Origin of the sequence: Amycolatopsis sp. SID8362, assembly GCF_010550475.1 — a bacterium.
GTDB classification, from domain to species: domain Bacteria; phylum Actinomycetota; class Actinomycetes; order Mycobacteriales; family Pseudonocardiaceae; genus Amycolatopsis; species Amycolatopsis eburnea.
This window is the reverse complement of record NZ_JAAGNB010001008.1, coordinates 1-10,685: the sequence shown is the minus strand read 5'-3', so window position 1 is coordinate 10,685 and position 10,685 is coordinate 1. Positions and strand designations below refer to the sequence as shown.

The following is a 10,685-nucleotide window of genomic DNA, read 5'->3' as shown; positions in this document are numbered from 1 at the left end:
GCGGCTGCCTCGACGCGGCCGAACGGCTCGGCGGCGCGGGCCGCCTCGACCCCGGCCTGCTGGTCACCCTGGGCATCGCGCTACGGCTCGAACACGCCTACGGCGGCGAGCTGGCGAACCTCGAAGACGCCGTCGAAGCGCTCCGGGCAGGCGCCGCCGTCGTCACCGACCCCCCACGGCGCGCGGCCCTGCGCTCCGAACTCGGCGGCGCCCTGCTGATGTGGTTCCGCCTCCACGACGACCCGGCAGCGCTCGCCGAGGCGGTCGAGACCCTCCGCGACGCCCTCAGCGACCTGCCCGCGGCGTCCCCCCAGCGGCCGCAGGTCCTGTCCCAGCTCGCCGCCGCCCTGGTGGCGACACACGAGCGTTCGGCCGAGCCCGCAGGTCTCGAAGAGGCGCTGACCGTCCTGCGCGAAGCGATCGACGCCGCGGCCACCCCGAACGACGAGGCGCTGGCCAACCTGGGCGCCCTCCTCCTGACCTGGGCGGGCTACCGCGACGACGTCACCAGCGCCACCGAAGCGATCGACGTCCTCCGCCAAGCCTCGACCCGCATCCCCACGGACCGGCCGCAACGCGCCCGCGTCCTGGCGAACCTCTCAGCCGCCCACCGGCTACGCCACGAACGGAGCGGCGACCCGGCCGACCTCGAACAAGCGGCGGCGTTCGCAAGGGAGGCGCTCGCGGGAACACCGGAGGGCACGCCGGAACACGCGGCCGTCGCCGCCGGGTATGACGCGGTCCTGCGCACCCGGCACCAACTGTCCGGCAAGGCCCCCGGCCGCCCGGCACCACGACCCCGCCCGTCGGTAGCCGACGTCCTCCTCGCAACGGCCGACGACGACCTCGCCATCGCGATGACCGCCGCCCTCGCCCGCTCCGGTTTCACGGTCCGGCGAGCGGCATCCGGCGAAGATGTAAGCGAGTCGCTCGACGGCGCGCGCGTGGTGATTCTTGACCACGAATATTTGACAGCCAGCGATGCTAGGACGTTGCAACAGCAGCGAACCGGCACCGCCGTGATCCGCCTCGGCCCGAACACCCTCGACGACCGCCTCGCGGCGTTGACCGGCGGCGCGGACGACTACCTGGTCAAGCCCTTCGCCGTGGCGGAGCTGCTGGCCCGCGTCCACGCGCTGAACCGCCGGGCGGCCCGGCCCCCGGCCGCCGGGGCGGACCACGTCCTGCGGTTCGGCGACGTCGACCTCGACCTCGACCGGCACGAGGCCCGGATCGCCGGCCAGCCGGTTCCCCTGTCCCGCAAGGAGTTCGCCATCCTGGCCCTCCTGGCCCGCAAGCCGGGCCAGACGCTGTCACGCGCGGAGATCCTCGCCGAGGTCTGGGGCACCATCGAGGTAGCCACCTCCCGCTCGCTCGACGTGCGCATGGCGACACTGCGCGCAAAGCTGGGGCGCCCCCAGCTCATCCAGTCGGTCCGCGGAATCGGATACCGGCTGTCACCCGACTACTGATGGCGGGCCAACAACCGCGACTCCGGCAGCCGGCAACGCAAGCCGACCACGACGTCACCAGACCTCCCCCGCCCTCCTCCCCAGCCTTCCCTTCAGCCGGCGGTCGGGTTTGTCAAGGCACGCTTTCCCGCCTTGACAAACCCGACCGCCGGCTGAAAATCCAAACGGAGGGCGGGGGAGGTCGGACCCGCTTCTCTTGCGCGGCGGAGAAAAGAATGTCCTCGCCGGACGGGCAGGCTCTGGGATGACCACGGGTTTCGCTGTCCTCTCACGTTTAGGACGTGGGCCGCTGGGTGGTCATCCCGTCGCCTGACTGAGGCCTATCACTTTGAGCCAGGCCCGCAAGCTTGCGCTGTCAGCTCACCGTCCCGCGTGGGTTGCGGGCCTGGCTCAAAGTGATTTTGACGGCCTCAGGCGACGGGATGACCACCCAGCTCTTTGGTGTTTGGCCGGTGCACGTTGCGTAGGCCGTCCATCAGGAGGTTCAGGAGGCGGGCTGCTTTGGCTTCGTGCGCTGGGCGGGGGGCCACCGTGAAGATTCCGATCAGCGACGCTGCGATGTCCTCCGCGCTGACGTCGGTGCGGAGGTCGCCCGCTTCGTTTCCGGCGTCCAGGAGTTTGGTGATGGCCGTCAGGAGCTCGGTGCGGGTTTGGGCGTGGGCGATTTCGCCTGACTCGATCATGGCCAGCAGGGTGTCGAGCATGCCGTTCTTGGTCGCGATCCAGTCGCCGAACAGGTCCATCCAGCGGCGCATCGCCGTGGCCGGCGGCAGGCGGTCGAGGAGGTCGCCGGCGCCCGTCGTCAGGCGTACGACCTGGTCGCGGTAGACCGCGTCGACCAGGGACTCGCGGGTCGGGAAGTGGCGGTAGAGCGTGGCGATGCCGACGCCGGCCTCGCGGGCGATCGCTCGCATCGACGGCTCGGTGTCCGCTGCCGCGAACATGCGGGTCGCCACCGCGAGCAGCTGGTCGCGGTTGCGGGTCGCGTCCGCCCGCATCGGCGGCTCGGTCAAAACGGATCACGCTCCGGTTGTGTTAGGGTCAGGTAAACGGAGCATAGTCCGTTTCGTGCGTCCAGAGGAGAACAGGCGTCATGCAGGAGCTCATGAGCAGGGCAGTTCGACTCGACTCGTTCGGCGGACCCGAAGTCCTGGACGTCCGGGAGGTGCCCGCGCCGCAAGCCGGCCCGGGGCAGGTCCGGGTGCGGGTGACCGCGGCCGGACTCAACCCGATGGACTGGATCATGACCGCCGACGCGGACACGGCCGCCCGGTTCGGGTTGAGCCTGCCGGCGGGGTTCGGGACCGACTACGCGGGAGTCGTCGACCAGGTCGGGGCCGGGGTGACCGGCCTCGCGGCCGGGGACCGGGTGTTCGGGAGTGCGCTGTCCCGCGCGGTCGCCGACTTCGTCGTGGTCGACGCGGCCGGGGAGGTCGCGGCGAACGAGGTCCACCGCACGCCCGACGATGTCGACGACCGCACCGCCGCCACCCTCGCGATCGCGGGCCGCACGGCGTCCGCCGCCCTTGCCGCCGTCGCCCCCGGTCCGGACGACACGGTGCTGATCGGCGGTGCGGCGGGCGGGGTCGGGGTGTTCGCCGTCCAGCTGGCCCGGATCGCCGGGGCGCGGGTGATCGGGACCGGGTCGGCGTCGTCGGCCGGCTACCTGCGCGAACTCGGAGCCGAGCCGGTCGCGTACGGCGACGGCCTGGTTGACCGGGTCCGAGCCCTCGGCGATGTCACCGCCGCCATCGACCTGCACGGGGTGGAGACGGTCCACGTCGCGAGGGAACTCGGCGTCCCGGACGGTCGCATTTGCACCATCGCCGCGCAGATCGACGGCGTGGCGGCGGCCAACGGGGCGAACGCTCCTTCCGGTGCGCTGCAGGAGATCGCCCGGCTGGTCGCGGCGGGCCGGCTGCGGGTTCCCATCGCGGCGGGCTTCCCGATCGAGCGAATCCGGCCCGCGGTCGAACTCCAGGCCGGCCGGCACGTGCGGGGCAAGGTCGTCATCGACCTCCAGCTCGACCGGGCCGCCCCAAACCCGTGACTATGATCTGCGCATGTCTGCACCCCACGGGGAACTCCTCCCGCGTATCGTCAAAAAAGCAACCGCTTAGTAGGCTCGCGGGCAACGAACCCGCTTCTCAACGACGAGGAGGTCCCCCGTGACCGATTCCCCTTCCCGTGTCGCAGTGGTCACCGGTGCCGGCCGCGGCATCGGCGCCGCCGTGGCCGCGCGGCTGGCCGAGGACGGTTTCGCCGTCGCGCTGCTGGACCTGGACGAGGCCGGTGTCAAGCAGGGCGCCGAGGCGATCGTCGCGAAGGGTGGCAAGGCCGTCGGCGTCGCGCTGGACGTCAGTGACGCCGAGCAGGTCGAGGCGGCCGTCGGCCGGGTGGCCGACGAGCTCGGCCCGCCCGTCGTGCTGATCAACAACGCCGGGATCACCCGCGACAACCTGATCTTCAAGATGACCGAGCAGGACTGGGATTCCGTGCTCGGCGTGCACCTCAAGGGCTCGTTCCTGATGACCCGCGCGGTGCAGAAGTACATGACGCAGGAGAAGTACGGCCGGATCGTCAACCTCTCCAGCACGTCGGCGCTGGGCAACCGCGGCCAGGTCAACTACTCCGCCGCCAAGGCCGGCATGCAGGGCTTCACCAAGACCCTCGCCATCGAGCTGGGCAAGTTCAACGTCACCGCGAACGCGATCGCGCCGGGCTTCATCGCCACCGACATGACCGCGGCGACCGCCGAACGGCTCGGCATGAGCTTCGAGGACTTCAAGGCCGCGGCCGCGACGCAGATCCCGGTGCAGCGCGTCGGCACGCCCGACGACATCGCCAACCTGGCGTCGTTCCTGGTCAGCGAGGGGGCCGGGTTCGTATCCGGCCAGGTCATCTACGTCGCCGGCGGACCGAAGGACTGAGCAGCGTGCGCGAATTCGACAACCTCGACGCCTTCGCCGCCGCGGTCGGCGAGCACCTCGGGTACAGCGAGTGGCTGACGGTCACCCAGGAGCGGGTCAACCAGTTCGCCGACGCCACCGACGACCACCAGTGGATCCACGTCGACGAGCCGATGGCGGCCGCGGGCCCGTTCGGCGGCACCATCGCCCACGGCTTCCTGACGCTGTCGCTGCTCTCGGCGTTCGGCCCGAAGATCTACAAGGTCAACGGCATCAAGATGGGCATCAACTACGGCCTCAACAAGGTCCGCTTCCCGCAGCCGGTGAAGGTCGGCTCGAAGGTGCGCGCCGGGGCCGAGCTGGTGGAGGTCACCGACATCCCGGGCGGCAAGCAGGCGGTGTCGAAGTGGACGGTCGAGATCGACGGCGAAGCGAAGCCCGCTTGCGTCGCCGAATGGGTGACGCGGTTCCTCGCGTGACACCGATGAGCAGCGGCACTTTCGCGTGAAAGTGCCGCTGCTCACCTCCCTGTACGTCATACCGACTAGTCGGTATGCTCCCCTGCACGAAGCTTGAGGAGGCTGGATGAACCCGACCGACCCGCCGGGCCTGGACCTGGGCCGCCTGCGCGCCCACCTGGACGCGCACCGGCCCGGCCTGGTCGCCGGCGAGCTGACCGCGGACGTCGTGGAGGGCGGCCGGTCCAACCTCACCTACGTGGTCGGCGACGGCCGCTCGCGCTGGGTGGTGCGCCGCCCGCCGCTCGGGCACGTGCTGCCCACCGCGCACGACATGACGCGCGAGTTCCGGGTGATCTCCGGCCTGCGCGACACCGCCGTGCCGGTGCCCGAAGCGATCCTGCTGTGCGAGGACGCGGACGTCATCGGGGCGCGGTTCTACGTCATGAGCTTCGTCGAGGGCACGCCGTACCGGACCGCGGACGAGCTGGCGGAACTCGGCGAAGACCGCACGCGGGCCATCGCCGACGCCCTGGTCGACACGCTCGTCGACCTGCACGCCGTCGACCCGGCCGCGGTCGGGCTCGGCGACTTCGGCCGCCCGGAGGGTTTCCTGGAGCGGCAGCTGCGGCGGTGGAAGAAGCAGCTCGACGCCTCGCGCAGCCGCGACCTCGACGGCATCGAGGAACTGCACGACCGGCTCGCCGCGGCGGTGCCGGTCTCCGGGAAGCCGTCGATCATCCACGGCGACTACCGCCTCGACAACGTCCTGGTCGACGCCGGCGACGAGATCTCCGCCGTGCTCGACTGGGAGATGTCGACGCTCGGCGACCCGCTGACCGACCTCGCGCTGCTGGTGGCCTACGCCGAGCGCGACAAGGTGTCGCTGCAGTTCGTCTCCAACGCCAGCTCCGCGCCCGGCTACCCGACGACCGACGAGGTCGTGCGCCGCTACGCCGAACGTTCGGGCCGGGACGTCTCGCAGCTCAACTGGTACGTCAGCTTCGCGTTCTTCAAGCTGGCCGTGATCCTGGAAGGCATCCACTACCGCTACACGCAGGGCAAGACGGTCGGCGCGGGCTTCGAAGGCGTCGGGGCCGGTGTCCCGCTGCTCATCTCGCACGGCAACGAGATTCTCAAAGAGGAGAAGTAAATGGACTTCGCGTTCGACGAGAAGACCGAGGAGCTGCGCGGGAAGCTCCTCGAGTTCATGGACTCGCACATCTACCCCGCCGAGCCCGTGTTCGAGCGGCAGCTCGCCGAACGCGACGACCCGTGGGCCATCCCGCCGGTCATGGACGAGCTGAAGGCCGAGGCCCGCAAGCGCGGCCTGTGGAACTTCTTCCTCCCCGGCGACCACGGCGCGGGCCTGACGAACCTGCAGTACGCGCCGCTGGCGGAGATCACCGGCCGCAGCATCCGGCTCGCGCCGACCGCGCTCAACTGCGCGGCCCCGGACACCGGGAACATGGAAGTGCTGGCCATGTTCGGCAACGACGACCAGAAGAAGCAGTGGCTGGAACCGTTGCTGAACGGCGAAATCCGCTCCGCGTTCGCGATGACCGAACCCGACGTCGCCTCCTCCGACGCCCGCAACATCGAGACCGCGATCCGGCGCGACGGCGACGAGTACGTCATCAACGGCCGCAAGTGGTACATCTCCGGCGCGATGAACCCGGCGTGCCAGATCTTCATCGTGATGGGCAAGACCGACCCGGACGCCGCGCCGCACAAGCAGCAGAGCATGATCCTGGTCCCCCGCGACACCCCGGGCCTGACGGTCAAGCGCGGCATGCACGTCTTCGGCTACGACGACAGCGACCACGGCGGCCACGCCGAGGTGCTGTTCGAGGACGTCCGCGTGCCGGTCGAAAACCTGATCGCCGGCGAGGGCGACGGCTTCGCGATCGCCCAGGCCCGGCTCGGCCCGGGCCGGATCCACCACTGCATGCGCGCCATCGGGATGGCCGAGCGCGCGCTGGAACTGATGTGCCGCCGCGCGATTTCGCGCGAGGCGTTCGGGAAGCCGATCGCGCAGCAGGGCGTCGTGCAGGACTGGATCGCCGAATCGCGCGTGAAGATCGAACAGCAGCGGCTGCTGGTGCTCAAGACCGCGTGGCTGATGGACACCGTCGGCAACCAGGGCGCGCACACCGAGATCCAGGCGATCAAGATCTCCACGCCGATCACCGTCGAGTGGATCCTCGACAAGGCCGTCCAGGTGCACGGCGCGGGCGGCGTCAGCCAGGACTTCCCGCTGGCCGCCATGTGGGCGGGCAACCGCACGCTGCGGCTGGCCGACGGGCCGGACGAGGTCCACAAGCGGTCCCTGGCCCGGCGTGAGCTGAAGAAGTACCTCTCGGAGGGCGCGAAGTGACTGTCACGGCCGAAGACCTGACCCGCCAGGCGACCGAGTTCCTGGCGTCGCACGACCCCGCGTCGACGGACCGGCTGGAGTTCCTGCGCGCCCGGTTCGACGCCGGGCTCGCGTGGATCCACTTCCCCGCCGGTCTCGGCGGGCAGAACGCGCCGCGCGCGCTGCAGTCCGTTGTGGACGGTGTGTTCGCGGACGCGGGCGCCCCGGACAACAACCCGCGCCGGATCGGCATCGGCCTCGGCATGGCCGCGCCGACCATCCTCGCCTTCGGCACGCCGGAGCAGCGCGAGCGCTACCTGCGTCCACTGTGGACCGGCGAAGAGGTGTGGTGCCAGCTGTTTTCCGAGCCCGGTGCCGGCTCCGACCTCGCCGCGCTGGGCACCCGCGCCGTCCGCGACGGCGACGACTGGATCGTCACCGGCCAGAAGGTGTGGACGTCGGGCGCGCACGAGTCGCAGTGGGCGATCCTGGTGACGCGCACCGACCCGGACGTGCCGAAGCACCAGGGCATGACGTACTTCCTGTGCGACATGACCGCGCCCGGCGTCGAGGTCCGGCCGCTGCGCCAGATCACCGGCGAGGCCGAGTTCAACGAGGTCTTCCTGACCGAGGTCCGGATCCCGGACAGCCAGCGCCTCGGCGCGGTCGGCGAGGGCTGGAAGGTCGCGCAGACGACGTTGATGAACGAGCGCGTCGCGATCGGCGGGCACGTCCAGCCGCGCGAAGGCGGGCTGATCGGGATCGTCGCGAAGACCTGGCGCGAACGGCCGGAGCTGCGCACGCCGGAGCTGCGTGACCGGCTCGTGCAGCGCTGGGTCGAGGCGGAGACGCTGCGGCTGGCCGGCACCCGGCTGCGCCAGCAGCTGACGGCGGGCGCGCCCGGGCCGGAGGGCTCGGCCATGAAGGTCGCGTTCTCCGAGCTGAACCAGGCGCTCACCGGCCTCGAGGTCGAGCTGCTCGGCGAAGAGGGCCTGGCGTACGACGACTGGTCGTTCCGGCGCCCGGCGATCGTCGACTTCACCGGCCGCGAAGCCGGCTACCGCTACCTGCGCGCGAAGGGCAACTCCATCGAGGGCGGCACCTCGGAGGTCCTGCGCAACATCATCGCCGAGCGCGTGCTGGGGCTGCCCTCGGAGCCGCGTGTCGACAAGGACGTCGCCTGGAAGGACCTCCCCCGATGACTGACCTGCTGTATTCGGACGTCGAGGAAGACCTGCGCGCTTCGGTCCGGGACCTGCTGAAGGACAAGGCTTCGGCCGAGGCGCTGCTCGCGCGCGTCGAGACGGCCGAGGGCTACGACCTGAAGCTGTGGCGCACGCTGGCCGAGGAGGTCGGCGTGGCCGGGCTGGCCGTGCCCGAGGAACTGGGCGGCCACGGCGCGTCGGCCCGCGAGGTCGCCGTGGTGGCCGAGGAACTGGGCCGCAGCGTGGCGCCGGTGCCGTTCCTGGGCAGCGTCGTGCTGGCGACGACGGCGCTGGTGGCCGTCGGTGCCCGCGACGTCGTCGGCAAGCTCGCGACGGGGCAGGCGATCGGCGCGCTGGCCGTCCCGCTGACGACGGCGCCGGGCGCGGGCTTCCCGTCGTCGGTGACCGCGTCGCCCGAAGGCAAGTTGAGCGGTCGGGTCGGGACGGTCGCCGACGCGTCGGTGGCGGACCTGCTGGTCGTGCCGGCCGCGGGGCCGGACGGGCCCGCGTTGTACGTCGTCTCCGCGGCGGACGTGACGGTGTCGGAGCTGACCTCGTTCGACCTGACCCGGCGCGTGGCCGACGTGTCGCTTTCGGACGCGCCGGCCGAGCTGGTCGCGTCCGGCCCGGAGGCGGCCGCGGCGCTGGAGCAGGCGCTGCTGTTCGGGGCGGGCATCCTCGCGTCGGAGCAGACGGGCGTCGCCGAGTGGGCCCTCACCGAAACGGTGGCGTACCTGAAGGGCCGCTACCAGTTCGGCCGCCCGGTCGGCGGGTTCCAGTCGCTGAAGCACCGGTTGGCGAACCTGTACACGGACCTGGTCCTCGCCCGCGCGGCGGCCCGCAACGCGGCGGACGCCCTGGCCACGGCCACCGACGTGCCGATCTCGGTGGCCGTCGCCCAGGCCCGCAACGCGCCGATCGCGGTGCGCGCCGTCGAGGAGGCCATCCAGCTGCACGGCGGCATCGGGATGACGTGGGAGCACCCGGCGCACCTGTACCTGAAGCGCGCCAAGGCGGACGAACTCGCGCTGGGCACGCCCGGCCGGCACCGCGCCCGCCTGGCGGACCTGGTGAACCTGCCCGCGTGACGCCCGTTCGTGAAGGCCACCTCGTTCCGCGAGGTGGCCTTCACGGCTGGTAGAAACGGGCTGACCGATTTCCGCCGTTCCCCGGGAGCGCGATGACCACCAGCCCGGCCGGCTCGGTGGAATCCCAGCTCCACGCTTCGGTCACCCAGTTCGCCGGCCCGGCCCGCGCCGTCGCGACCGGGATCATCGGCGTCTTCGGCGTGCTCGCCACCCCCGGCGGCGCGCTCCCGCTGGCGTTCGCGCTGCTCGCACTGACGTTCGGCGCAGGTGTGGCCGACGTCCTGGCCGGGCCGCGCACGTCGTTCGCGCTGTCGGTGCTGCGTGCGGGGGCGGTGTGCGCCGCTCAGCCGTGGCTCACCTCGGTGCCCGGCGAGGCGAGCCAGTGGGCGCTCAACGTCCTGACGATCACCGCGATCACGTGGCAGTGGGAGCACCCGCCGCGGCTCACCGCGCCGGCGCTGGTGGCGCTGCTGGCCACCGGGACCGTCGCGGGGGTCGGTCCATGGCTGCCGGTGGTGGCACGGGTGGTGGTGGAGACGGTGCTCGCGCGCCTGGCGTACGTGCTCCTGGCCCGCGCTGCCGCCCGGACGGACTCCGCCCGCGCCGAGCAGGCGGCGGTCGAGCAGGCAGCGGCCCTCAGCCGCGACCGCCGCCGCCGCGAGCGCGAGTACCTCGCCCTCCTGCACGACACGGCGTCGGCCACGTTTCTCGCGGTCGCCTCGGGCGCCACAACCGACCCGGCGGCAGTCGCCGGTTATGCGGCCCACGACCTGGCCATCCTCACCGGCGCCGAAGGCCCGGTCGACCTCGAAGCCGGGCTGCGCATGGTGTCGACGGGGCGGGCGCTGCCGGTTTTCGCGGAGTGGGAGCCGGTTCCCCAGGTCCCGGCTTCGGCGGCGCTGGCGTTGGTGCGGGCGGCGGAGGAGGCGCTGCGCAACGCCGAGCGCCACTCGGGCGCGGAGTCGGTGACGCTGCGGCTGGCGCCGGTGCCGGGTGGGGTCTCGGTGACGGTGGCGGACGGAGGTGTCGGCTTCGAGCCGGCGGAGGTGCCGTTGTCCCGGCGAGGGGTGCGGGGATCCGTGGTGGAGCGGATGCGGGCGGCGGGTGGTACGGCGGAGGTCGCGTCACGGCCTGGGGCGGGGACGACGGTAACGTTGCGGTGGTCGGCCGAGGAACCGGCGGCCCCGGGGTCCGCGG

At 71.8% G+C, this 10,685-nt stretch carries 10 protein-coding genes; 9 read left to right on the top strand and 1 reads right to left on the bottom strand.

All coding sequences use genetic code 11. The features are described 5' to 3' along the window. A partial coding sequence (locus G3I65_RS31535) for a response regulator transcription factor (protein ID WP_160699335.1) occupies positions 1–1,472 on the top strand: 1,472 nt, incomplete at its 5' end. A gap of 410 nt (positions 1,473–1,882) precedes the next feature. On the opposite strand, the gene G3I65_RS31530 is transcribed toward G3I65_RS31535, so the two are convergent. After that, positions 1,883–2,470 (bottom strand): TetR/AcrR family transcriptional regulator, encoded by a 588-nt coding sequence (locus G3I65_RS31530; protein WP_160699334.1) that lies wholly within the window; start codon positions 2,468–2,470, stop codon positions 1,883–1,885. Between the two features lie 95 nt (positions 2,471–2,565). Here G3I65_RS31530 and G3I65_RS31525 point away from each other — a divergent pair, with 95 nt between their 5' ends. From G3I65_RS31525 to G3I65_RS58620, 8 genes are all read left to right on the top strand, one after another. Then, on the top strand, positions 2,566–3,522 hold the full coding sequence (locus tag G3I65_RS31525; RefSeq protein ID WP_160699333.1) for an NADP-dependent oxidoreductase: 957 nt from the start codon (positions 2,566–2,568) through the stop codon (positions 3,520–3,522). Positions 3,523–3,640: 118 nt separating this feature from the next. Next, on the top strand, positions 3,641–4,402 hold the full coding sequence (fabG, locus tag G3I65_RS31520; RefSeq protein ID WP_160699332.1) for a 3-oxoacyl-ACP reductase FabG: 762 nt from the start codon (positions 3,641–3,643) through the stop codon (positions 4,400–4,402). A 5-nt stretch (positions 4,403–4,407) separates the two neighbouring features. Continuing rightward, positions 4,408–4,860 carry a MaoC family dehydratase gene (locus G3I65_RS31515; protein ID WP_125311933.1) on the top strand — a complete coding sequence of 151 codons (453 nt, stop codon included), beginning with the start codon at positions 4,408–4,410 and terminating at the stop codon, positions 4,858–4,860. Between the two features lie 106 nt (positions 4,861–4,966). Further along, entirely contained in the window at positions 4,967–5,992 is a 1,026-nt protein-coding gene (locus G3I65_RS31510) for a phosphotransferase family protein (RefSeq protein ID WP_160699331.1), read from the top strand. Beyond that, positions 5,993–7,216 carry an acyl-CoA dehydrogenase family protein gene (locus G3I65_RS31505; RefSeq protein WP_160699330.1) on the top strand — a complete coding sequence of 408 codons (1,224 nt, stop codon included), beginning with the start codon at positions 5,993–5,995 and terminating at the stop codon, positions 7,214–7,216. Further along, positions 7,213–8,397, top strand: a complete 1,185-nt coding sequence (locus tag G3I65_RS31500; protein WP_160699329.1) for an acyl-CoA dehydrogenase family protein — start codon at positions 7,213–7,215, stop codon at positions 8,395–8,397. The genes G3I65_RS31505 and G3I65_RS31500 overlap by 4 nt, the downstream gene beginning before the upstream one ends. Continuing rightward, on the top strand, positions 8,394–9,488 hold the full coding sequence (locus tag G3I65_RS31495; RefSeq protein WP_160699328.1) for an acyl-CoA dehydrogenase family protein: 1,095 nt from the start codon (positions 8,394–8,396) through the stop codon (positions 9,486–9,488). The genes G3I65_RS31500 and G3I65_RS31495 overlap by 4 nt, the downstream gene beginning before the upstream one ends. A 92-nt stretch (positions 9,489–9,580) precedes the next feature. Next, on the top strand, positions 9,581–10,685 hold a 1,105-nt coding region (locus tag G3I65_RS58620; protein ID WP_160699327.1), incomplete at its 3' end, for a sensor histidine kinase.